Annotated in this window: 13 protein-coding genes; 7 read left to right on the top strand and 6 right to left on the bottom strand. The window is 61.8% G+C overall.

Going from position 1 to position 22,772, the window contains the following annotated elements; translation table 11 throughout:
* Positions 1 to 20 precede the first annotated feature (20 nt).
* Positions 21 to 1,136: a Gfo/Idh/MocA family protein gene (locus BLW22_RS15690; protein WP_065927123.1), complete on the bottom strand. Its 1,116-nt coding sequence runs from the start codon at positions 1,134 to 1,136 to the stop codon at positions 21 to 23.
* A 298-nt stretch (positions 1,137 to 1,434) separates the two neighbouring features.
* Here BLW22_RS15690 and BLW22_RS15685 point away from each other — a divergent pair, with 298 nt between their 5' ends.
* Together BLW22_RS15685 and BLW22_RS15680 are read left to right on the top strand one after the other, a co-directional pair.
* Positions 1,435 to 2,463: a WD40/YVTN/BNR-like repeat-containing protein gene (locus BLW22_RS15685; RefSeq protein WP_174562745.1), complete on the top strand. Its 1,029-nt coding sequence runs from the start codon at positions 1,435 to 1,437 to the stop codon at positions 2,461 to 2,463.
* A 15-nt stretch (positions 2,464 to 2,478) separates the two neighbouring features.
* Entirely contained in the window at positions 2,479 to 4,854 is a 2,376-nt protein-coding gene (locus BLW22_RS15680) for an efflux RND transporter permease subunit (protein ID WP_027608582.1), read from the top strand.
* A 54-nt stretch (positions 4,855 to 4,908) separates the two neighbouring features.
* Here the strand turns inward: BLW22_RS15680 and BLW22_RS15675 are convergent, their stop codons facing one another.
* Together BLW22_RS15675 and BLW22_RS15670 are read right to left on the bottom strand one after the other, a co-directional pair.
* Positions 4,909 to 9,579 (bottom strand): dermonecrotic toxin domain-containing protein, encoded by a 4,671-nt coding sequence (locus tag BLW22_RS15675; protein WP_083381374.1) that lies wholly within the window; start codon positions 9,577 to 9,579, stop codon positions 4,909 to 4,911.
* Positions 9,580 to 9,623: 44 nt separating this feature from the next.
* Positions 9,624 to 14,375 carry a dermonecrotic toxin domain-containing protein gene (locus tag BLW22_RS15670; protein ID WP_074846983.1) on the bottom strand — a complete coding sequence of 1,584 codons (4,752 nt, stop codon included), beginning with the start codon at positions 14,373 to 14,375 and terminating at the stop codon, positions 9,624 to 9,626.
* Between the two features lie 280 nt (positions 14,376 to 14,655).
* Between BLW22_RS15670 and BLW22_RS15665 the strand changes: the two genes are divergently transcribed.
* From BLW22_RS15665 to BLW22_RS35605, 4 genes are all read left to right on the top strand, one after another.
* Complete coding sequence (locus BLW22_RS15665) at positions 14,656 to 14,946, top strand: DUF5629 family protein (RefSeq protein ID WP_074848180.1); 291 nt, start codon at positions 14,656 to 14,658, stop codon at positions 14,944 to 14,946.
* Complete coding sequence (locus tag BLW22_RS15660; RefSeq protein ID WP_065927981.1) at positions 14,933 to 16,108, top strand: lactonase family protein; 1,176 nt, start codon at positions 14,933 to 14,935, stop codon at positions 16,106 to 16,108. The genes BLW22_RS15665 and BLW22_RS15660 overlap by 14 nt, the downstream gene beginning before the upstream one ends.
* Before the next feature lie 156 nt (positions 16,109 to 16,264).
* Complete coding sequence (locus tag BLW22_RS15655) at positions 16,265 to 16,444, top strand: hypothetical protein (RefSeq protein ID WP_016980181.1); 180 nt, start codon at positions 16,265 to 16,267, stop codon at positions 16,442 to 16,444.
* 171 nt (positions 16,445 to 16,615) lie between these two features.
* Positions 16,616 to 16,741 carry a hypothetical protein gene (locus BLW22_RS35605; protein ID WP_268876168.1) on the top strand — a complete coding sequence of 42 codons (126 nt, stop codon included), beginning with the start codon at positions 16,616 to 16,618 and terminating at the stop codon, positions 16,739 to 16,741.
* Here BLW22_RS35605 and BLW22_RS15650 read toward each other — a convergent pair.
* Genes BLW22_RS15650 through BLW22_RS15640 form a run of 3 tightly spaced genes read right to left on the bottom strand, consistent with a single transcriptional unit; the run spans position 16,738 to position 22,204 of the window.
* A complete protein-coding gene (locus tag BLW22_RS15650) occupies positions 16,738 to 17,331 on the bottom strand; it encodes a glutathione S-transferase (protein ID WP_074846982.1) in 594 nt (197 codons plus the stop codon). The genes BLW22_RS35605 and BLW22_RS15650 overlap by 4 nt on opposite strands.
* Positions 17,328 to 20,966, bottom strand: coding sequence for an AAA family ATPase (locus BLW22_RS15645; RefSeq protein WP_074846981.1), 3,639 nt, complete (start codon positions 20,964 to 20,966; stop codon positions 17,328 to 17,330). Before BLW22_RS15645 ends, BLW22_RS15650 begins: the two co-directional genes overlap by 4 nt.
* A complete protein-coding gene (locus tag BLW22_RS15640) occupies positions 20,963 to 22,204 on the bottom strand; it encodes an exonuclease SbcCD subunit D C-terminal domain-containing protein (RefSeq protein WP_074846980.1) in 1,242 nt (413 codons plus the stop codon). The genes BLW22_RS15645 and BLW22_RS15640 overlap by 4 nt, the downstream gene beginning before the upstream one ends.
* 189 nt (positions 22,205 to 22,393) lie before the next feature.
* Between BLW22_RS15640 and BLW22_RS34510 the strand changes: the two genes are divergently transcribed.
* Positions 22,394 to 22,621, top strand: coding sequence for a hypothetical protein (locus BLW22_RS34510; RefSeq protein ID WP_141690808.1), 228 nt, complete (start codon positions 22,394 to 22,396; stop codon positions 22,619 to 22,621).
* The last annotated feature ends 151 nt before the right edge of the window (positions 22,622 to 22,772 follow it).

The following is a 22,772-nucleotide window of genomic DNA, read 5'->3' as shown; positions in this document are numbered from 1 at the left end:
CAAGGGTTTTGCATTGCGCTTCAGAGCGAGTTTAGGTTGACCCAGCGTTCTTCACGGGCCGCCACACGAATCGCCGTCGCCAGCCGTTCCACCTCCCACGCCGCGTCAAAGTCGGTGCCATCCGCGCCCTGGCCGGCCAGCGCCATGATCAACTCCTGCACCTCCAGGGTCTTCAGCTCGTTGTAGCCCAACTGATGCCCCGCCGCCGGGCTGAACGCTGCGTAGCCGGGCAGGGCAGGGCCGGCCAGCAAACGCTGGAAACCGTCCTGGCCGACACGGCACAGGCGCAGTTCATTCAAGCGCTCCTGATCGAACGCCAAGGTGCCCTTGGTGCCGCTGATCTCGAAACTCAGGTGGTTCTTGTAACCGTGCTTGAGCCAACTGCTGCTCACCGTGCCGCGCGCGCCGTTGGCGAAGCGCAGCAGGGCGTGCACCTGGTCATCCACGGCGATGGCTTTCTGCTCGGCGCTGCCTTTGACGGCCGGGCGTTGGGCGTGGACGGTCTGGGTGTCGGCACACACGGCGGTCACATCGCCCACCAGGTAACGCGCCATCGACAGCAAGTGGCTGCCCAGGTCCGCCAGGGCGCCACCGGCATGCTCCACTTCACAGCGCCACGACCACGGTGACGCCGGGTCGGCCATGAAGTCTTCGCTGAACTCGCCCTGGAAGCTGATGATGTCGCCGAGGTCACCCTCGGCAATCAATTGCCGCGCCAGGCCGATCATCGGGTTGTGCTGGTAGTTGTAGCCGACCCGCGTCACCACCCCGGCTTCGCGGGCGGCCTGGCGCATGGCATCGGCCTGCTCCAGGCTGACCGCCAGGGGTTTTTCGCAGTACACCGCCTTGCCCGCTGCAATGGCCGCCATCGCCATGGGAAAGTGCAGGTGGTTCGGCGTGGTGATGGCCACCACATCCACGGCCGGGTCGTCGATCAGCGCCTGCCAGTCACCGTGGGCCTGGGCAAAGCCCCAGGCCGTGGCACAGCGCTGGGCGCGTTCGGTGTCGGCATCGGCCAGGGCGGCCAGCTTGAGGTGTACCGGCAGTTCAAATACCGCCCGGGCATTGTTGAAGGCCAGTGCATGGGCGCGGCCCATGAAGCCTGTGCCGATCAAGCCGATTCCGAGTTCACGCATAGCCGTGGTCCTTTGGATTATTGTTTTCAGGAAGGCTATTAATGGAATAAAAATTCCCATATTTCAATAGATGGAATAAAAATTCATTAATCAGCCTGGCTGATACCCGCCTATTCAGGCATGGCCAAACGCCGTCAGTTAACAAAAGATAACGTAGCACCGATTGTCAGACGATTCGAAAGCCCGATAGGATGGCCCCTGCTTCCTCCAGGCGCTCTAGATTGCAGGTTTCAGGGCCCGGGAAGGCGAGACGACCTAACAATAATAAATGGGAGAAAGGTCTATGAGTGAGCCTGTCATGGGTTGGGTTGTTTGCCGCCCACGCGCCGCACGCAGGGTTGCGTTGCTGGCCGCAGCGCTCTCGCTGTTTGGGACTGTCGCGTTGCCGACCGTCGTCCAGGCCGCCAGCGATACCTCTTTTGCGATTGAATCCCCCAAGGCCGCCAAAGGCCTGATGATCGATGTCGTCCATGCCGGCAAGCGCCTGGTGGCGGTCGGTGATCGTGGGCACATCCTCTATTCCGATGACCAGGGCAGCACCTGGACCCAAGCCAAGGTCCCCACCCGGCAACTGCTCACGGCGGTGTATTTCGTCGATGACAAGCAGGGCTGGGCGGTGGGCCATGATGCGCAAATCCTCGCCAGCACCGACGGCGGTGCCACCTGGACCCAGCAGTATCAAGACCTCAAGCGTGAAGCGCCGTTGCTCGATGTGTGGTTCAACGATGCCCACCACGGCCTGGCCGTGGGCGCCTATGGGGCGCTGATCGAAACCACCGACGGCGGCAAGACCTGGGAAGACGTCAGCGACCGCCTCGACAATGAAGACCAGTTCCACCTCAACGCCATCGCCCGGATCAAGGACGCCGGCCTGTTTATCGTCGGCGAGCAGGGCAGCATGTTCCGCTCCAGCGACGACGGTCAGACCTGGGAAAAACTCGAAGGCCCCTACGAGGGCTCGCTGTTTGGCGTGATCAGCACCGCACAACCCCAAACCCTGCTGGCCTACGGCTTGCGCGGCAATCTTTACCGCTCCACGGATTTCGGCAGCACCTGGGAACAAGTCGAGCTCAATGCCGCACGCGGCGCCCTGGAGTTCGGCTTGTCGGGGGCCACCTTGCTCGAAGACGGTTCGCTGGTGGTGGTCGGCAACGGCGGCAGCGTGGTGGTCAGCCATGACGACGGCCAGACCTTCAGCGTGTTCAATCGCCCCGACCGTATTTCATTGTCGGCCGTCACGGCGGCAGGCAACGGCAACTTGATTCTGGTCGGGCAGGGTGGTGTTCGCGTCGCCACACCCACTGGCGCCGAACCGACAAAACAATAAGAAGGCGGGGAACGCATGAGCAGTCATCACAACGATAAAGCGACCTTTCTTGAGCGCCTGATCTTCAATAACCGCCCGGCAGTCATCGTGATCTGCCTGCTGGTGAGCATTTTCCTGTTCTGGCAGGCGACGTTGATTCGCCCGTCCACCAGCTTTGAAAAGATGATCCCCCTCAAGCACCCCTTCATCGAAAAGATGATGGAACACCGCAACGACCTGGCCAACCTGGGCAACACGGTGCGTATCTCGGTGGAGGCCAAGGACGGTGACATCTTCACTAAGGAATACATGGAGACCCTAAGGCAGATCAACGACGAGGTGTTCTACATCTCCGGCGTCGACCGCTCGGGCCTCAAGTCGCTGTGGAGCCCCAGCGTACGCTGGACCGAAGTCACCGAAGAAGGCTTCGCCGGCGGTGAAGTGATCCCGCAGAGCTACAACGGCTCGACGCAAAGCCTCGATCAACTGCGCAACAACGTGCTTAAGTCCGGCCAGGTCGGACGGCTGGTGGCCAACGATTTCAAGTCGAGTATCGTCGACATCCCGCTGCTGGAGTCCTACCCGGACCCGCAGGACCAGGGCAAGCTGCTGGCCCTGGATTACCGCAAGTTCTCCCATGAACTCGAAGACAAGATCCGCGACAAGTTCGAAGCCCAGAACCCCAACGTCAAGATCCACATCGTCGGCTTCGCCAAGAAGGTCGGCGACCTGATCGACGGCCTGGTGATGGTGGTGCTGTTCTTCGGCGTTGCCTTCGTCATCACCCTGGTTCTATTGCTGTGGTTCACCAACTGCCTGCGCAGCACCATCGCCGTGTTGAGCACCACACTGGTGGCGGTGGTCTGGCAACTCGGCCTGATGCACTTCTTCGGCTTCGGGCTGGACCCGTACTCGATGCTGGTGCCGTTCCTGATCTTCGCCATCGGGATTTCCCACGGTGTGCAGAAGATCAACGGTATCGCCCTGCAATCCAGCGAGGCGGACAACGCCTTGACGGCCGCGCGGCGCACCTTCCGGCAACTGTTCCTGCCGGGGATGATCGCGATCCTGGCGGATGCCGTGGGCTTTATCACGCTGCTGATCATCGATATCGGCGTGATCCGCGAACTGGCCATCGGCGCGTCCATCGGCGTGGCGGTGATCGTGTTCACCAACCTGATCCTGCTGCCGGTGGCGATTTCCTATGCGGGTATCAGCAAGCGTGCCATCGCCCGGAGCAAGAAAGACGCGCACCGCGAACATCCGTTCTGGCGCCTGCTGTCGAAATTCGCCAGCCCCAAAGTCGCGCCGGTCTCGGTCCTGCTCGCGCTGGTCGCCTTTGGCGGCGGCCTCTGGTACAGCCAGAACCTGAAGATCGGCGACCTCGACCAGGGCGCGCCGGAGCTGCGCCCGGATTCGCGCTACAACAAGGACAACAACTTCATCATCAGCAACTACTCCACCAGCTCCGACGTGCTGGTGGTGATGGTCAAGACCAAGGCCGAAGGCTGCTCGCGCTATGAAGCCATGGCGCCCATCGACCAGTTGATGTGGAAGATGCAGAACACCGAGGGGGTGCAGTCGGCGATCTCGTTGGTGACCGTGTCCAAGCAGATGATCAAGGGCATGAACGAGGGCAACCTGAAATGGGAAACCCTGTCGCGCAACCCGGATGTGCTGAACAACTCCATCGCTCGCGCTGACGGCCTGTATAACAACAATTGCTCCCTGGCACCGGTGCTGGTGTTCCTCAACGACCACAAGGCCGAAACCCTCGACCGCGCCGTGCATGCGGTGCAGGACTTCGCCAAGGAGAACAACAAGGACGGCCTGGAATTCATCCTCGCCGCCGGTAATGCCGGGATCGAAGCGGCCACCAACGAGGTGATCAAGGAGTCCGAGCTGACCATCCTGATCCTGGTGTACCTGTGTGTGGCGACCATGTGCATGATCACTTTCCGCTCCTGGGCCGCGACCCTGTGCATCGTGCTGCCGCTGGTGCTGACCTCGGTGCTGGGTAACGCGCTGATGGCGTTCATGGGTATCGGCGTCAAGGTCGCGACCTTGCCGGTGGTGGCGTTGGGCGTGGGGATCGGCGTGGACTACGGCATCTATATCTACAGCCGCCTGGAGAGCTTCCTGCGTGCGGGGTTGCCGTTGCAGGAAGCCTATTACCAGACGCTCAAGTCCACCGGCAAAGCGGTGCTGTTTACCGGCCTGTGCCTGGCCATCGGTGTGTGCACCTGGATTTTTTCGGCCATCAAGTTCCAGGCCGACATGGGCCTGATGCTGACCTTCATGCTGTTGTGGAACATGTTCGGTGCGCTATGGCTGTTGCCGGCGCTGGCGCGGTTCCTGATCAAGCCTGAGAAGCTGGCGGGGCAGAAGGGTAATTCGCTGTTCGCCCACTGAGCCTGCAGCCTGTGGCGAACGCGTAAGTGCCGCCGCCACAGGCTATTGCCGGTCTCACGACTCGAAGGACAGGAACCAGCGTTCAGCCAGCTGTTTGCCGATCAAGCCTCGATGCACATTGACGATGGCCTGGGGACTTTGCGCCTTGGCCAGCAGGCTGTAATAGCTCTCGCGGCGTTGCTCACGGGTTTTCAAATGGGCGGCCGTGTAATCGGCCTTGGGCGTATTCGCGCCGGGGTAGTGAAAGTGCGCGTACCACAGCGTAAAGCCTTTCGCGTCGTTGATCGCGTACTCCTGGATGAAGTCACGACGTGGGCCACCCAACTGAATACGTTTGCCCAGCAACGCAACGTTCGCCTGTTGCTGGTCGATGAGGTATTCGAGGTTGGCATGGGTGGGCGGCAGTTGCAGGCACAGTTGCAAACGTAACGCCTGGCCTTGGCTGTTCAACCGCGAGTAGGCCTCGCGCAGTTGCACCACCAGCGCTTGGTCGGCGGCGCTCCTGCTAGCCTCGGGTTGGGCTTCGATGGCACGGTGCAGCTCTGTGGCCAAGGTGTCATAGCGCACGGCTTCATACTGCAAAATTTCCTGCACTTCCTGCGGGTGCCTGGAGATTTTTCGATAGGCCTCCCCCCGGTTCAAGTGGTCCTGAAGCATGGCCAGGAGTTTGCGTGCCTGGCCCTTTACTACGCTCAGGCTACGGGGCGGCGCCGGCGGTTGTGGGGCCGGCGCCTGGACGAATTCAACCCATTCATCACCGCTTTGTGAATACATCCCCAGCAACTGGTCGCTGCCCTCGGCGCGAACTTCGACGATATCCACGTTGCCGATGGGCTTGAGTTCACCGATGAATGTGCCTTTGCGGCGGGTCTTGATCACGCGCTTAGGCGCAGCGCCGTGGCTGCTCATCGGGCGTTTTGGCAAGCGCTTGGGCGCTTGTGCCGCCGGTTTGATTTCGCTGGCCAGGCGCTGGCTGGCGTCCTGGTAGAGCGCCTCGACCAGCGTGAACAGTTTGCTGCTGTAGGTGTGGTCGAGGACTTCGGCATCGAGGATGCCAAGGCCCTGCAAGGCGTCGAGGGCACTGCCATAGTGTTCCACCAGGCTCTCCAGTACATTCAGGCGGTCACTGCCCGGCAGTTCAAGGCTGTTGAGTTCGCTGTGGGTGCGTACATGCTCCTGCAAGGGATCGACGATGGTGTTCAAGGCATTGAACAGAGGATGTTCAACGTCTTTGACAATCAAACGCTTCAAGCAGCGAATGTGCAGGTCCTTGACTGCCAGGGCGCTGATTTCGTTCGACCGGTCGGCCGTCAATCCAGTCGCACTCTCGGCGCCGGCAGGGCTCAGCTCAAACAGCTGTTCCAGGGAGCGGTCCTTGAGCTCCAGCCAATGAATGCTGCGTTCATTGATCTCCAGCAGCCGCTGGAGAAACTGCCGGTAGCTCGCCGGCTCACCAAGCACCGCCAGGTACAACGCCGGGCCTTCGCGGGTAAAGCGTTGATTGGCGCGATAGAGGGCTTGCCGGTCATTTTCTGCCACGACCACATGCTTGCGCGTATTTTTGACGGTATTTTCCAGGATGCGTTCGAGCGGTGTAAGCGGTAATGCGATGCCCATTTCGCCCCGTTCCTTGGCGCTGTCCAGGATCTTCTGAAATTCCGCTGTCTGGCTGTGCAGCGCACTGTCAAATTGTTTTCGGATCCGGGCCCGTTGGGTTTCTCCGATCGTCGGGTCCTTGTCGGCTTTGTCCATGGCCGCTTGAGCTTCATCGGCGGAGCTCTGCAGCGACGCCTGGCCTTTGAGAAATTGCTCATACTCGGTTTGCAATTGGCTGATACGCATCGCTTTACGTTGGCGTTCGGCGGCAATGCGGCCCAGGGGCATGCCACCGCGCAGGCGCAGGCGGGTATCGATCGTCCACGTGCCGGGCGTCTGCGTCCTTAGGTAAGGGCCGCTGCGATCAGGGTCGGCGGGATCCACAATCACCACGCTGGCGTCGTGCCCCAGGCTGACTTGAAACAGCTCACCGTCAACCCGTGCATGCCAGGTGGTGCCGATCAAGTACAGCCCCTTGCGCGGACCGTTGAGCACCGGCTGCGGCAACGTGGCAGGTGGTGTGACCCTGAAGGTTTGCAAGCGCATGCGCTGGCTGTGGGTGAGGCGCTGGTGGGCCTGGGCAAAGCTGAAATCCAGGGCGGTGTGGTTGCCCTGCGGCAGCTCGCCGGGCAGGGCGACGGTGCCTTGGCGAATCTGGGCCGGCGCAGGCACCGGCCATTGTTCGGCGCTGCGCCGTGGCAGCGCGGTGGCGGAGGCGGGCGGTGTGACCGCCAACGGCAGCGGGCGCCGTGTGATGGGCGTTGCCGGGAAGTCCAGCAGCAACAGCGCGACGTTCAGCAACAGGTCGATGCTGCCCTGTTCACGGACCTTGGGGTTCTGGCTGCCGAGCGCCTGGATGTCTTGCGTCAGGCTGGTCGTGATGGCCAGCAACCACCCCATCAGCATTGCCGGGCCGCGCAGCACGGGCTGTATAACACTGAAGAACAGCAAACCGCCGCCTTCGCGCAAGGTCTGCCAGCGACTTTCACTGTTGGACACGGAGGCTCGGTCAGCCTGTTGTACCAAGGCGCGGGCGTTATCGCTGAACAGGTACTGCATCAGGCTGCCCGTGACCAGGCACTGCTGCAATTCTTCGTTGATACCATCGAGTGCCAGGGTCGCCGGCGGCGGCGTTTCCCTGGGGGCGAACTCATCGCCCTGGCCGAACCGCAGGTAATGGGGTTCGTGAAAACCTCCGTTGTCGTAGATCGGCCTGGTGTTGTCGGGCAGCCAGGTCAGGATGCTGGCTTGCATGTCGCCAGGTGCGGCGATCGCGGCCAGCAGGTCGGCGTGGCTGGCGTACTCGTGCAACGGTTGGGCATAGAGCGGGCGAAACAGCAGGTGCGGGCCGCTGCTGACGTCCTGGAACTCAATGATGTACATGTTGCTCACCACGTCCGGTTGGGCGGCGGGGCTGTGCAGCAGCGCCAGATGACGAATCACCACTGCACGGCCGTCGAGTTGCTGCTCGCTGCTGGTGGCCTGCATCAGGCACTCGACCATGCGTGCGCCCACGGGCGTCACACCGGCTTCGCGCTTGAGGCTCAACTCCAGCGCCAATAGCGGCAGTTGTACCGACAGGTGTTCAGCGAACAGCGTTTCCTGGGCGCGGGCCTTGGCCGTATCGCTGAGCAACTGGTCCTTGAGGTAATGGGGGTAATGCTGGCCGATATCCACTCGCTCAACCAGGGCGATAACGTAGGCCGGTGTCAGCCACGCCGGTAAGGGGGTGCCCTGGCGATGGGCGAGGGTGAACTCGCCGCTGGGACGACCACTCAGGTTTCTGATGGCCAGCTCCGTGAGGCTCATGCGCACGTGCTCGACAATCCCGGCACCACCCGGGTAACCGGCGGCAACCACGAACGTCAGCTGCACATCATCCGGGTTAAGCCCCTGTGTCGGGATCTGGTCTGGACCGTTGCCGACGGCTGTTTCACGGCCCATTTCGCGTTGTAGGGCCGCAACGGTAAAACGTTGGATGTCTTCAATGTCGGTGGCAAGGGCCGGGTCCTGTGCGCGTTGTTTCAGGCCCGCCAGGGCCAAGGTGTAATGGCGGTAGCGGGCACGGTCGGCGGGGCTGGCGCCACGCAGATTCTGCGGTAGCTGCGCACGCACGCTGGCGAGTGTTTGCGCAGGGGCTTGCAGGGCGTCGAGAAAGCACAGCCCTGGGTCGGTGATTTCCAGGTACAGCGTGTGCAGCGTCTGCAGGTCTTGGCCGAGTGGCAGTTGCAGGGCGCCCAGGCGCGTCAGTTGCTGGTTCAGAATCATCGACGCCTGGTGGTCGAAGATGGAGCCTTCGGGTTCGTAACGATTACAGGTAATCGTGCTGGCCTGGTAGTGCGCCGCCAGGCGCTCGCCCCAGGCCTGCAAGAGCGCGTCCATTGAGGCAAAGGATTCGACTTGCCCGTTCGGCGCACACAAAAGGGCCGGCGCCACGCCGTTGATGGCGCGGGTCAGCACCATGTGTTCGGTCAGTTGGCGATCGGCCTGGCCATTGCTGCTCAGCGTGGTCTCAAGCCCATAGGCGAGCACGCTGTGGTCGCCGTGTTTGGCCAGGCGTTGTGCACGGTCCGGGGTGGTGATGAGTTGGTCCAGGGTTTGCCAGGCGGCCTCGTCCAGTTCCGGCTGGCGCAGGGTGCTGGCGCGCAAGGTGCTCCTGAGCATGTCGCTGAGCCAGCGCCAGCGGCTGACTGTTGTGTCTGACGGGGCATTCCAGTACTCGGCCAATGCGTCTTGCAGGGCAATGGGCAGGGTGGGCGGCAGCGTCTTGATCAGCGCCTCAATGACTTTCATGTCCGGCCCAGGCGTCTCGGTGCCGGGTAGCTTGAGGCGCTTGGGCGGGACATCCGACAGGTAGTAGGGCAGATGGTCGACTTCGTTGAAGTCCAGTGGTCCACCTTCGGCCAGGTAGCGCTGGATAACCGTCATCAAGGGGGCCAGGGTCCAGCCACCTTTCCCGGTGGGGGTTGCCAGGCGTGTGCGCGACAGATCGATGATCAAGTCGGGGTATGTTTCGGCAATGGCTGCGCCGAGTAAGGGTTGGATCACCGCCTCCAGGGAGGGGCGACTGGCAAATTGGGCACTGACGGCCTGGGCGGTCAGCGCATGAGTAGTGGGTGTTGCGTGCATCGACATAAAAATCCTTTTTATGGGCGGTCAGCCCCACGCGGGGTTTATTCAGGTATCAGGACGAGGAACAGTTGTTGGTCCAGCGGCCGGTTGATGGGGCTGTAGAGGTCATTGACGATCACGTGGCTGTCCGGGCCTGCCTTGGCGATCAGGTCCTTGAAGGTGGTGAACCGGTGTTCCGGGCGTTTGAGGTGGGCGGCGGTGTAGTCGCCGCGCGGGCTGTCGGCGCTGCTGTAGTGAAAATGCGCGTACCACAGCACGTCGACGCGGTTCTTTTCGCGAATGGCAAACTCCGAGACATAGTCATTCGCGCCAGTGCGCTGCGGGCCATGCACCAGGCCGATATCCACGGCGGCATGGCGACGCAGGTAATCAATGTTTTCCTGGCGCGGACGCTGGGCCTTGTAGCCTTCTATGCAGTGTTGCTCACCCTGACGGCGCAGGTCCGTTGCACGCATGCGCAGGCGCTCCAGGGCCTGGGGGACATCAGGCTTATCCAGGTGATGGGCCTGGATTTCATCGGCAATCGCCTCGATTTTCCTGGCTTGGTGGCCGAACATGTCATTCCAGTCTTGTGGGTTGACGTCGTCACGGCGCTGCGGGTCGGCCAGTTTGCGTTTCTGAAACTCGATGGATTTTTCCAGGGCGGTGATTTGATCGATCAGCCGCTGAGCTTCCGTACGCAGGGTCGCCAGGGCTCGCTGGCGTGGCACGGGTGCCGGGCGCTGCGGCGGTGCGTCGACGATTTCCACCCAGCCTTCATGGGGATGCTCCATGAACCGCGCGCTGATTTCGTCGGTCAGCGGGTTTTTGACCACAATGGTTGGAAAGGGCATCTCGGCGTCGGGGGGCAGCAGGTTGCCCACCAGTGTTCCTTTGTCCCGCGACCGGAACACGCGCTTGGTCGGGGATGGCAGTTGCGCTGGTTTGAAACGCACGAACTGGGCAGGCAGGAATTCATCCTCGCGCAGTACATCCGCCAGGTCTGTCTCGGCTGCGGCGCGCAGGGTTTCCAGGCGCTCGATCAACAGCGGCATATAGCGCGGACGCAGCAGTGTCGAGTCCAGTTCCATCAGCATGCGGTAGGCCTGCAGGCGCCGGCTGTAATGCTCGATCACATTCACCAACACCTCTTTGCGCTCGGCAGAGGTGAAGCCTTGGGTGGTCAACAGGTCGATGTACGAGTGCTCTACGGAGACCTGAGGGAAGTGCAAGGTCTCCAGCCGCGCCATAAAGTATTCTTCCTGGGCGGTGGCTGGCTCCCTCAGCTCATCAATGCTCAACGCCGCCAGCAGGTCGAGCGGCTCGACAATGGCACAGAGGCGGTTGTAGAAGCGCCGATGGGGCATGGCATTGAGGAACTTCAGGCGCTCTGCCGGCCCGGTCTTGAGGCGGTTCGCCATCTCTTCCAACGTCATGTCGATAGCAATCAGGGACTCGGCATGGCGCTCGGAGGTGGCAAAGTGCATTTCAGTCATATCGAGCAACCGCTGATTGGCCGGCTCGTCGCGCTCCATCCGCAACAGGTCGTTCATCAGCTCGCCCCGATCAGACACAAACGTGGCGGTGTGCAGTGACGCCAGGAAGCTGACATCCACCTCCTGCGCCGCCAGCAGGGTTTGGTACTGTTCAAGGCAACTGGACTCATAATCGAACTTGCCATCGGCCGCCTTGACCTGCGCGTAGGCGTCGATTATCGCGCGGCGATTTTGCTGTAACTGCTCGGTGACCGGGGCGTACTTTTCATAGGCCACGAGAAAGTGCAAGCGAGCCCGGGTCCTGTTACGCGCCTCAACGGCGTGGGCGCTGACGGCTGACGGGTCATTAGGGGACAGGCGCAGGCGTTGCATTGCATGGGCCAACTCGCGGTCGCGCACTTCAAATTGTTTCTTGGTTGCCGTCACGGTGTCGAAGAAATGGGCGGTTTGGTCAATTTGTTCAAGGATTTGGCTTTCCAGGCGAGTGACCTTCAGCCACGCCTCTGCACGTTGCTGTTCAATTTGCGCCAACTTGGCCTTGAGTCGGTTTTTCGGCCCCCCTCCACGCAGTTTGAGACCCAGGTCCAAGGCCCAGCGTCCTTGCCCGTCGTAGCTGAGCTTAAAGCCTGGGTGCAGGTTTTTTTGTGGATTGACGATGAACACTTCGCCTGCGTCGGGAACGATGCTGACCTGGAACAGCAGGCCGGCTACCGAGGCATGCCACTGCTGACCAATGCGGTACAACCCTTTGAAGGCACCCAACTCGACCGGAGAGGGAGCGGGCACCGGCCAGGCTACGTGGTGCTCGAGCAACGCGTTGAACAGACGGCGTCGGGAACCGTCACGCGCGGTGGAGTGGATGAAGTCCACCTCGGTACGATCACTCGCAGGCGGCTCGGACGGCAGGCCAACCGGGCCTTGTTCAATCTTTGGCGCAACGTGTGCAGACGGCGTGGGAGGTCGTCGCAGCAAGGTACTCAAGGCCTTGGACACGGGCGGTTTGGCTGGGGTGAAAGCGGGCTCGATTGATGGATGTTGCGCCGACGCCCTGTGTATCAGTAACAGGCCGATATTGAGCAGGACATCGACCCAGGCCAGTTCGCGTGCGACCGGGTCATCGCCGTGCAAGGCCTCCAGGTCATGTTGCAGGCTGACGGCCAGTTGTACCATCCAGCCCGCGACCATGGCGGGGCCGCGCAGCAACGGCAGCAATAGTGCGTTGAACAGCAGCCAGCCACCCTCCAGCAAAATCGCCCAGCGGCTTTCGGCGTTGGACACGGCGTCACGGTCGGCCAGGTCGACCAGCGCCCGCGCGTTGCTGCCGTACAGGTATTGGGTCAGGTTGCCAGCGGCCAACGACTGGGCGAGAGACCCCAGCACTGCAACCCCGTTGCTATCGTCCGCCAACTGCGCGGGTGCCGGTGCCGGCCATTGCACGGTGTCGTCGCCCTGGCCAAAACGGATGATATGCGGGCTGACAAAGCCATTGTTGCTGTAGATCGGCCGGGCGTGGTCGGGTAGCCAACTGAGCACACTGTCTTGCAGGGGGCCAGGCTCAGCAATGGCGCCCAACAGCGCGTCACGGCTCGCAAACTGGCGTAGCGAGTCCGGATACAGCGGCCGGTAGAGGATATGTGGACCGACCTGACGGTCCGACGCCTCGATAATGAACATGTTGTTGACCACATCCGGCTTGGAATGCGGTGTGCGGTGGAAGGCCAGGGCGTGAATCACAATGCTCAGGTCGTCGACCACCCGGTCCGCGGCGCTGCGCTGCATCAACGCCTGCACATAACGGTAGCCTTGCCAGGTCATGCCATGCTCGCCCCGTATCTTGTGCTCCAGGGCCTGCAGTGGCAGGCGCACGCGCAATGCTTGGTCGAACAACGCTTCACGGCGTTGGGCTTCACTGTCGTTGCCCAACAACAGGGCCCTGAGGGTGGTGGGGTAGCGTTCGCCGATATTGGTGCGAGCGATCAGCCCCTGGGTGCTGGTGAACAGGCCTTTTTCTCCCAGCAGGTAGTCGGCGTTCATCCAGGCCGGTATCGTCGCGCCGGATTTGGAGCGCAGGGTCAGGCTTCCCTGGGGCGCGGCCGCCAGGTTCTTGATCGCCAATTGCGTCAGGCTCATGGACACGGGCGTGAGGTAGCCGCTGCCCAGGTCGCCGACGGGTACATGGAAGGTCAATTCAAGGTCGTCCGGATCAATCGTCGTGACCTCGGGATGATCGGCGTGGATCTGTTCGAGCAAGGTATTGCGCGTGAAGTCATGCAGGTTCTCGACGCCATCCAGAAACGAAGCCCCCGCTGTTTGCCGGTGTACGCGTGCCAATTCAGCCAGCTGTTGGCGGTAGGCAAAACGATCACCGGGTGTCGCTGTTTGCAGCCACACGGGAAGGTTCGCCTGGAGGGTGTGCTCAAAGGTCGGGCTCGGCGCCGGGGCCTGGATGAACCAGGGCGTGGGGTCTGTGGTGTCGGCAATGCGCTGTTCCAAGGCGTTCAGGCCGTCGCTGGCCGGCAGCACGACGGTGCCGAGCGCTTCCAGTTGTTGGTTAAGCAGCAAGGCCGCGAGGGTGTCGAAGCTATTGCCATCGGGCTCATAACGTTTGATGGTCACGCTGTCGGCCAGCACCTGGCGCGACAGGTCCCGCCCCCGCGCCTGGGTGAAGGCTTCAAGGGAATCATGGAACTCCAATGTGCCGTTGCTGCGGTACAGCATGACGTTTTGTGCCTGCACCACCAGCAATTCGGGTTCCATGATGTTGGCGGTGTGGCTGCCCTGGACGATGCTCGTTTCCAGGCAATAGGCATGCACCCCGCCTTGCACCGGCGTCGGGCGCGTTCTTTGGTCCGGGTAAGCGGTCAAGTGGTGCAGGGCTGTTTGTTGTTGCTGGTATTGGGTCGGTAACAGGCTGGCGGTGCTGCTCAAGCCTGTGGCCAACAGGTCGCCCAGCCATTGCCAGCGGATAGGGCCGGTGTCGCCCGGCTGGTTCCAGTAATCTGTCAGAGCGTCCTGGAATACCGTCATCAGGGTGGGTGTCAGGTCGAGGATTTTTGCCTTGATCAGTTGCAAATCCGGCTCTCTGATCGCTTCGGCCTCATAGGTCAGGGGATGGGGCGCTCGGTTGGTCAGGAAGCAGCGGCGCCCGTCGATGACCGTGTCCGTGTCTAACAGCGTACCGCTGCCCACGTAATCGAGCGCCACATCCAGCAAGCGCTTAAGGTCCCAGCCCCCGACCAGGTTAGGGACCGCTAGCCGGGTAAGCTGCACGTCAAGGTCCAGCGGCGGGTATTGCTCTTTGATCGCTTTTTGCAGCATTTGCCCGAACACCGCTCTCAGGCTCGGGCGCGAGGCGAACTGACGGCTGACCGCCTGGGCCGGGGCGTCGCTGTGTTGGGTAAAGGTCGGGGGTGTGGGCGGCAGCGGGGGGGGGCGTAGTTGGCATAGCAGATTCCATTCCGTGGCTGAAGAAGTGTCGTATCGGCCCAAGCATGGCGACTGGTTGGCGGGGAAAGGTGGTAGTCGATTACCGCAAGAGGGGAAACGCGCGCGAGATTGGCCTATCATCAGCGTCTTTATGAACTGATGAATGATCCTGATGACTGCCGACAACCTGAAAACCGTCCTTGAAGCCAGCGATATGCTTGAAATCGACGGGCTGCACGCCTTCGACTTCCAGCTCGCTGATGAAAAGCTGCTGATCACCGCCATGGACGGCCGTGCCGAAAAACGCTGGAGCTTCAGCACGGCGCAGGTGCAGGCCGCCACCTTCGACGAGCCCTTGCAAAGTTGGACCCTGACCGGTGAGTCGGGCGAGCACCGCCTGATCTGCATGAGCGCGTTCACCGGCAACAATAACGATGAGGACCCAGCCGATGATGATGCGTAAATTCTGGCCGCTGCTGATGGCCGGCAGTGTCGGTGCGATGTCGGTACACGCCGCACCGGCTGACACCTACGAGCTGTTGGTCGGCAGCTACACCGCCGGTACCAGCGAAGGCATTTACCGCGTGCAGTTCGACAGCCGCACCGGCCAATTCCAGGGCGCGCCGGTACTGGCGGCCAAGGCAGCTAACCCATCGTGGCTGACGGTCTCGAAGGATCAGAAACACCTGTTTGTGGTCAACGAAAACGGCCCAGGGCAGAAAGACGCAGTGGGGCGTGTGAGCAGTTACAGCATTGACCCGCAGAGCCACCAGTTGACCTTGATCAACCAGGTCCAGAGCCTGGGCAACGAGCCCACCCACTCCAGCGTCGCCGCTGATGGGCGCTACCTGTTCGTCGCCAACTATTCGGTGCTGCAAGATCCGGGCGGCAGCCTGGCGATCCTGCCGGTGGACGCCACCGGCAAGCTGTCGGCGCCCGTGCAGTTGAGCGGGCACCCCGCCAGCCGCGTGAACCCCGAGCGCCAGGCGTCCAACCATGTGCACTCGGTGGTGTCGTCGCCGGATGGCAAGTACGTGTTTGTGCAGGACTTGGGTGCCGACAAGGTGTTTGCCTACCGTTATGACCCCAAGGCCAACCACGAACTGCCGTTGACCCCGGCCAACCCGGCCTCGGTGCAATTGCCTCCAGGCAGCGGCCCGCGTCACTTGCTGTTCAGCGCAGATGGCAAGCATGCCTGGCTGACCACCGAGATGAGCGCCCAGGTCGCGGTGTTCGATTACCACGACGGTACGCTCACACAGACCCAGTTGCTGGACTATGCGCCGGGGCAGCCGGTGTCGGACAAAGCCGGCGCGGCGCTGCACGCGTCAAGCGATGGCAAGTTCCTCTACGTGAGCAATCGTGGCACGGCCAATCAGATCCTGGTGTTCAGCATCGACCCGGCCACTGCGCACCTCAAGCAGGTGCAGCAGCGCTCGGTGGAAGGCGATCACCCGCGAGAGTTCAGCCTGGACCCGAGCGGCAAGTTCCTGCTGATCGCCAACCAGAAGAGTAACGAAATCGTGGTGGTCGAACGTGACCCCAAGACCGGCCTGCTGGGTAAAACCGTGCAGAAATTGCCGATCGATGCGCCCAGCGACCTCAAGTTCCTGGTGCGTCAATAAGCCACAGGCCCCGCCATGCGGGGCCTGACCCTTAGTATTAATTGTATTAATAGCGGCTACTGTTTCAAAGCATTTCTAAGGTTCAACCCTCGGGCGTAAGTTGGGTTCCAAGGCCTTCCCCGGCCACCCAACCGAACGAACACAAGGGTTACCGACATGAACTTGAATCTCTTCTCCATCATCGCCGCCTCCGCCGTTTCCGCCACCGTGGCCCTGCCTGCCGCCGCCAGCGTGGAAGTCAGCGGCAAAAAATCCAGCACCAGCGCCTACACCCAGAAATACCTGCAACAGAGCGCCAACTTCTACGCCGCCCTGGATCACAAGACCCAGCAATGAGCGCTGATTGACCCTGCACACAAGCAGACGCCAAACCACTGGAACGTAAACGCGCGTTCGAGTGGTTTGGCGTTTGTGCAGCTGTCGAAGAAAAAAATGAGGTAATGGCGCATTGCCATGTGTTTAAATTGACGCTTAAATATTGACGCGCTCTTTCATGGAATCGACAGCATGGCACTTCGACTCGCCGCACTTATCCTCGCCCTTTATTCCACCCCGATCCTGTCATCCGCGCAGTTGACGGACGGCGAACCGGAGATCGCTCGCGAGCGGTTGTTGAGTCTGATCGAAGGCTAAGCCTTCGCCATCACGCCGATAAACAGGGGCGATTGCAGGAAGTCTTCCAACCAGCGTTGCAACGCTTTGTACGGCGTACCGGCAAACCATTCGCGGTCCACGTGGGCAAACTGCCGTATAAACGGCGCAAGCGCCATGTCCGCCAGGCCAGGGTGGTCGGCCAGCAGATAGGCGCGCTGGGCCAGCAACCCCTCGAGCTTCTGCAAGAACACCTCGCCTTCGGCTCGATAGTGTTCCACCGGCTGCTCGGGATAGCGCTCGGGGTACTTGTATCGATTCAAGTGATGTTTAAAGGTTGAATCGTTCTCGGCGATCAGCTCAAGTACCGCTGGATCGCCCTGCAATAACCAGTTATCCGGATCATGCCGGGCCAAGGCCCATTGCATGATCGCCAGGCTCTCGTCGATCACCACGCCATCCGCCACCAGCACCGGCACCGTGCCCTTGGGCGACAGTGCCAGCATCTCCGCCGGCTTGGCCTTGAGGCTCACCTCGACAATCCGCACCGCCACCCCCGAGTAGCGCAGCGCCAGGCGTGCGCGCATCGCATAGGGGCAGCGCCGGAACGAATACAGCAGCGCCTCGCTCACTTGACCTCCAGGGTGCTCAAGCCATTGCCCTGGCGCTTGACCTGGATCTGCACCGGAATGCGCTCGTGCATTTCCTGTACGTGGGAGATCACCGCCACCTTGCGCCCCTGGGCCTGCAAGCCGTCGAGGGCGTCCATGGCCAATTGCAGGGACTCGGGGTCGAGGCTGCCAAAGCCTTCGTCGATAAACAGCGATTCGATCTTCAAGGTGCTGGACGCCATCGACGCCAGGCCCAGGGCCAAGGCCAGGGACACCAGGAACGTCTCGCCGCCGGACAACGAATGCACCGAGCGCAGTTCATCGCCCATTTCCGTGTCCATCACCAGCAGGCCCAACATGCTGCCGCCGCGCTTGAGACGGTAGCGGCGCACCAGTTGGCGCAGTTGCACGTTGGCGTGGTGCACCAGCAGGTCGAGGTTGTAGGCCTGGGCAATCTTGCGGAAGGTATCGCCGGTGGCCGAGCCGATCAGTGCGTTCAGGCGTGCCCAGCGTTGCCACTCGTCATAGGCCTTGGCGATCTGTTCGGCCAGGGCACTGTTGGCGTCCTGGCGACGCTGGTCTTCGGACTGGCGCGCGCGCAGTTCGGCGCAGTGTTTTTCGCCGTCGGCCAAGTGTTGATTGAGCGCAGCCAGGGCGCCGTCGAGTTGTTCGGCGTCCAGGTTGCCGTTGTGCAGGGCCTGGTGTTCGGCGAGGCGTTGTTCGCGTTCCTGCAGCAATACCTTGGCTTGCTCGACGGCTTTTTCGCTGCTGTGCAGATGCTCGCGCAGCGTGGCGATGTGTGTGTCATCGAACGCCAGCAGACGCGCCAGGCCCTCGTCATCCAGCTCTGGGTGCAGGGCGCGCCATTCGTGGGTGCGGGTCTGGAGGGCCTGCTGCTCGGCTTCAAGGGATTGCCGGCGCTCCTGCCGGGCCTTGAGGTCGGCGGCCAGCTGGATCAGTTGGTTGCAGATGTCCTGCAACTGCTGGTTGGCGTCCGTCTCGCTCTGGCGTGCCTGCACCACGGCCTGTTCCAGTTGTTGTTGCCAGTGTTCGGCGCTGGCGTGCTCGCCCAGCAAGGCCCCGAGTTTTTCCTGGGCGGCCTGTCGCTGCGCGGCCAACTCGGTAAATTGCTGGTTCAGGGCCTCGAGCTGCTGTTGGCGATGCTGCTGGTGCGTGTGCTCTTTCTCGATGGCCTGCTGGCGTTCCTGCTGCTCGGCCAACTCATCCTTCTGATGGCCCAGTTGTTCAAGGCGTTGGCTGACCTGCTGGTCCAACTGCATAAAGGTCGCGGCCGGGTCGCTGCGCAAGCCTTCCAGGGTGTCGGCGGGGAGCAGGTTGGCGAAGGCGTTGAGTTCTTCGTCGAGGCGCTCGCGGTCGTTGGACAGCTCGCGCTGTTGATCCAGCATTAATTGGCGGGTCTGCTGGCTACTGTCCTGAGCGGCTTGCAGTTGTTGCTGCAAGCGCCCGGCGTTTTGCTGCAGGTTGAGCAGGGCGGCCTGGCGCTGTTCGTCCTGGGTGATGCTTTGGGTCAGTTGGCTGAGTTGCTGGGCCAACCAATGGCTGCGTTTGGCTGCGTCCTGATTGAACAGCGAGGCCGCCAGTGGGTGTGCGTCCAGGCTGGGCTGGAGCGCCTGCTGTTGGGTGACCAGGTGTTCCTGTTGTTGCAGGAATTCTTTCTGCTGGGCGATCAGGCCGCCGACTTCACCGCGCAGTTCGGTGAGTTTTTCCTTGAGGGTATCGACCGCTTTCTGCGCCGTGGCCTCTTCGTTGTCGTCGTGGCGCCCGAGGCTCTGCAGCAGGGCTTCGGGCTGGTGGTACGGGTGTTCATGGCTGCCGCACACCGGGCAGGGCTGGCCGTCCTGCAATTGTTCGCGCAATTCCTCGACGCTGGCGCTGCGGGCCAGGCGCTGGCGCTCCAAGAGTTGCTTGGTCACCGTCAGGGTCTGTTCAGCCACGGCCAGCTCGGCCTTGGTTTGCAGGCCGGTCTGGTTCAGTTGGTCGCGTTGCTGGGCGGCATCGGCGAGCTTTTGCGTGAGGGCAACGGCTTGCTGCTCCAGTTGCTGCTGGCTGTCCCACAGGCGTGACAGGTCTTCGAAGGCGCGCTGCTGCTTGCGATTGTCCTGCAACAGGCTGGCCAGCAGTTGCACCTGTTCGGCCACGGCATGGGGTTCGGCGCCGGCTTCTTGATACAGCAGGTCGAGGGCTTCGCGTTGCTGGGCAAATTTTTCTGCGGCGCTGGTAGCACGCTGTTCAAGTTGTGGCAGTTCGGCCTGGCCTTTTTTCAGGCGATTTCCGATCAGCATCAACTGTTGCAAGCGATCGCGGTAGGCGTTCCAGGCATCGCTGAGCGGGGCGAGGGCGCTGCTGCGTTCAAGTTCGGCGGCCAGGCGTTGCAAGCGCTCGGCAACGTGGGCGTGTCTGTCCTGCAAACCCTTGAGCAGCGTCTGGCCTTCGGCACAGGCGGCTTCGTGTTGCTGTTTTTCCTCGTTGCGCTTGGCCAGGTCTCTGGTCAGGTGGGCAAGGGTGTTTTGTGCTTCAAAGGCCTGGCGCAGCAACGGCACCGCATCGCCCTGGGCCTTGAGCGCTTCGGCCAGTGCCGCCTGGGCGGATGCCTGCTGCTGTTGGGCCTGCGCCTGGCGGGTATGCAATTCGGCCTGTTGCTCGATGTGCGCCTGAATCTGCGTAGCCAGCGGTGTGAGCAAGGTGTCGAGTTCGGCCTGGCGCGCAAACTGATGCCGCTGCGGCGCCAATTGGTCCAGGCGGCTCAGGTCTTGGCGCTGTGCATCCTGGCTGTCCCAATCGGCCTGTGCGCGCTGGAGCTGCTCGGTGGCACTGCGCTGGCGGTCCTGCCATTCGCGCAGTTCCTTGAGCCAGGTGTGCTGCAACTCCAACTGCTTGAGCTGCGCCTGCTGGGTCTTGAGCTGCTGCTGGGCCGCGTCGAATTGCTGGTCCAGTTCGGCGCGCGCTTCAGGGGCCAGGGGCACTACGCCGGTAGCCTGGTCCTGCAGGTGTTTGTGCGTATCCTTGGCCTCCTTGGCCTTGTCGAATGCGCGGCGGCCGAGCTGGGTGTACAGCGCGGTGTCGGTGAGCTTTTCCAGCAGTTCGCTGCGCTCATTGTCGTTGGCCTTGAGGAAGGCGCTGAACTCGCTTTGCGCCAGCAACACCGCGCGGGTGAACTGCTCGAAGTTCAGGCCCAGGGCCAGTTCCAGCTGGGTTTTGTATTCGGTCTTCTGGCTGGCCAGCAGTTGGTCGCTGTCCAGGTCGATCAGGCTCTGCCGACTGTTCTGCAATTTGCCGCTGGCCTTGTCGCGGGCGCGATTGGCTTCCCAGCGCGCCCGGTAGCGACGGCCGCTGACACCGACAAAGTCCACTTCGGCGTAGCCGCCACCGGTGCCACGCCGGATCAGGGTGCGTGGATCGCCGATGGAAATATCGCTGTCGGCATCCGGCATCTTGGCCTGGCCGGTATCGCCCAGGCGTGGCACGGCGCCAAACAGCGCCAGGCACAGGGCATCGAGCAGGGTGCTTTTACCGGCGCCGGTCGGCCCGGTAATCGCGAACAGCCCGGCACTGGCCAGGGGCTCGGCAGTAAAGTCGATCTCGAACGGCCCGGCCAGGGAGGCGAGGTTTTTCAGGCGGATGGCAAGAATCTTCATGGCTGTTCACCTGCCTGTTGCACTTCCTGGAGCAGCACGGCGAAATCCTTCAAGGTCTGTTCATCCACTTCACTGCCGTAGCTGTCCTGCCAGGCACGGCTGAACAGCTCTTGCGGCGAGAGTTGATCGAGTTCGATAAAGCGCTCTTCGTCATGGGCATCACTGCCACGTTTACCCGCGTACTCGGCGGCGATACGCACCAGGCGCACGGCCTTGCTTTGTAGGGCGGTTTCGATCTGCTGGCGCAGGTCGGGCTGGGGCTCGTCCAGAAGTACGCGCACTTCCAGCCAGGGATGGCGCTGGGTTTCGGCGAGCAGGTCGATATCGGGCAGCTCTGCCAGCTGTTTAAGAATATCCGCCAGCGGCGCGGCTTCCAGGCGTTGCAGGTCGACCGAGCGGGGAATCAGCAGCGGTTCGACGCTCACCAGGCATTGGCCCTGGAACGTCACATCGAGAATCTGGTGCTTGTAGCCGATTTCGGAAAACGACAGTGGAATCGGTGAGCCGCTGTAGCGAATGCGCTCTTCGCCATTGACCTTTTGCGGCTTGTGCAAATGGCCGAGGGCCACATAGCCCACACTCTTGTCGAACAGTGTGGCCGGCAGCGCCTCGGCGTTGCCGATGATCAGGCTGCGCTCGGAGTCTTCCGACACCGAACCACCGGCCATGTGCGCATGGCTGATGGCAATCAGCGCCTGGCCTTTTTTGCGTTTGGCGTTGGCGGCGGCGATCAGCCATTCATGTACCTGGCCGATACCCTGCAGGTAGTCATCACCCAGGTGGGCACCGGTGACTTCCGCCGGGCGCAGGAACGGCAGCGCCAGGCACCACGCGGCGACCTTGCCCTTGGCATCCGGCAGGGGAATCAGCAGGCGCTCGGCGTCCAGCTGGCCGTCGTCCAGCCACAGCACGCGGCCCAGCGCATGGGTGCGCAGGCGCCGCATCAACGGCGCGGGCAGCTCGATGCGCGAGCCGGAGTCGTGGTTGCCGGCGATCATTACGATGGTCAGCGTCGGGTTTTGTTCGTGGGCGCTGATGATGAAATCGTACAGACGCTCCTGGGCCTTGAGCGGCGGGTTGACGGTGTCGAAGATATCGCCGGCGATCAACAGCACATCGGGTTGCTGGGCCGCGATCTGGCGCAGCAGCCACTCGAGGAAGCAGGCGTGTTCGAAGTCGCGTTCCTGGCCGTGGAGGTTTTGGCCCAGGTGCCAGTCGGAGGTGTGGAACAGACGCAAGGCGAACTCCGTAGAGGAAAAGAGGATGAATGGCCGCCGAAAACAAAGCAGGGCGATAAAGCTGGAGAGTTTACCTGTAAATACCCTGTTACCAGGCGCGCTTGGAACTGACCGCTGATGAACATGCACTCAAAACAGGTCCCACCTGAAGGTGGGATACCTATGAACTGTTTGAAGGATAAATTGAATATGAGTGCAATTAATCCCGGTGGTGATCACCTTCTTTACTCGTTCACCTTACCTCCCGTACATCATCAGTCGCCGGAAAAAAAAAGCGAGCCAAAGGAAGCACCAATGAATCCCAGGGATTGGCTTGAAAGTGTGACCAATGAAAAGCGCGATCCAAAACTGGCTGAGGCTGGTGCTGATCACGCGCGGTCCATGGTCATGTGGTTCGAGTCCGGAAAACCCACATAAGGAGCCGATGCAGGAGTGCTCATCGGCATTGTCTGCCAATCAGCAAGGCCTGCTTTAACGCCTTTAGACGGTGGATGTCCTTTGATTGATTATTTCCACGCCCCACGCGGGAATATTCAAAGGAGGGCGTCCACCCTGGATGCGGCCCGCC

The sequence above is a fragment of the Pseudomonas marginalis genome (genome assembly GCF_900105325.1).
GTDB lineage: Bacteria > Pseudomonadota > Gammaproteobacteria > Pseudomonadales > Pseudomonadaceae > Aquipseudomonas > Aquipseudomonas marginalis.
Note: the sequence above shows the minus strand (reverse complement) of the source record. Positions and strands in the feature narration are given on the sequence as shown.

Coding starts and splice junctions, on each gene's coding strand:
- BLW22_RS35605 (WP_268876168.1), top strand. CDS start 16,616: ATGGCACTTCGACTCGCCGCACTTATCCTCGCCCTTTATTCCACCCCG.
- BLW22_RS15645 (WP_074846981.1), bottom strand. CDS start 20,966: ATGAAGATTCTTGCCATCCGCCTGAAAAACCTCGCCTCCCTGGCCGGG.
- BLW22_RS15660 (WP_065927981.1), top strand. CDS start 14,933: ATGATGATGCGTAAATTCTGGCCGCTGCTGATGGCCGGCAGTGTCGGT.
- BLW22_RS15665 (WP_074848180.1), top strand. CDS start 14,656: ATGACTGCCGACAACCTGAAAACCGTCCTTGAAGCCAGCGATATGCTT.
- BLW22_RS15655 (WP_016980181.1), top strand. CDS start 16,265: ATGAACTTGAATCTCTTCTCCATCATCGCCGCCTCCGCCGTTTCCGCC.
- BLW22_RS15680 (WP_027608582.1), top strand. CDS start 2,479: ATGAGCAGTCATCACAACGATAAAGCGACCTTTCTTGAGCGCCTGATC.
- BLW22_RS15670 (WP_074846983.1), bottom strand. CDS start 14,375: ATGCTGCAAAAAGCGATCAAAGAGCAATACCCGCCGCTGGACCTTGAC.
- BLW22_RS34510 (WP_141690808.1), top strand. CDS start 22,394: ATGAGTGCAATTAATCCCGGTGGTGATCACCTTCTTTACTCGTTCACC.
- BLW22_RS15675 (WP_083381374.1), bottom strand. CDS start 9,579: ATGCACGCAACACCCACTACTCATGCGCTGACCGCCCAGGCCGTCAGT.
- BLW22_RS15685 (WP_174562745.1), top strand. CDS start 1,435: ATGGGTTGGGTTGTTTGCCGCCCACGCGCCGCACGCAGGGTTGCGTTG.
- BLW22_RS15690 (WP_065927123.1), bottom strand. CDS start 1,136: ATGCGTGAACTCGGAATCGGCTTGATCGGCACAGGCTTCATGGGCCGC.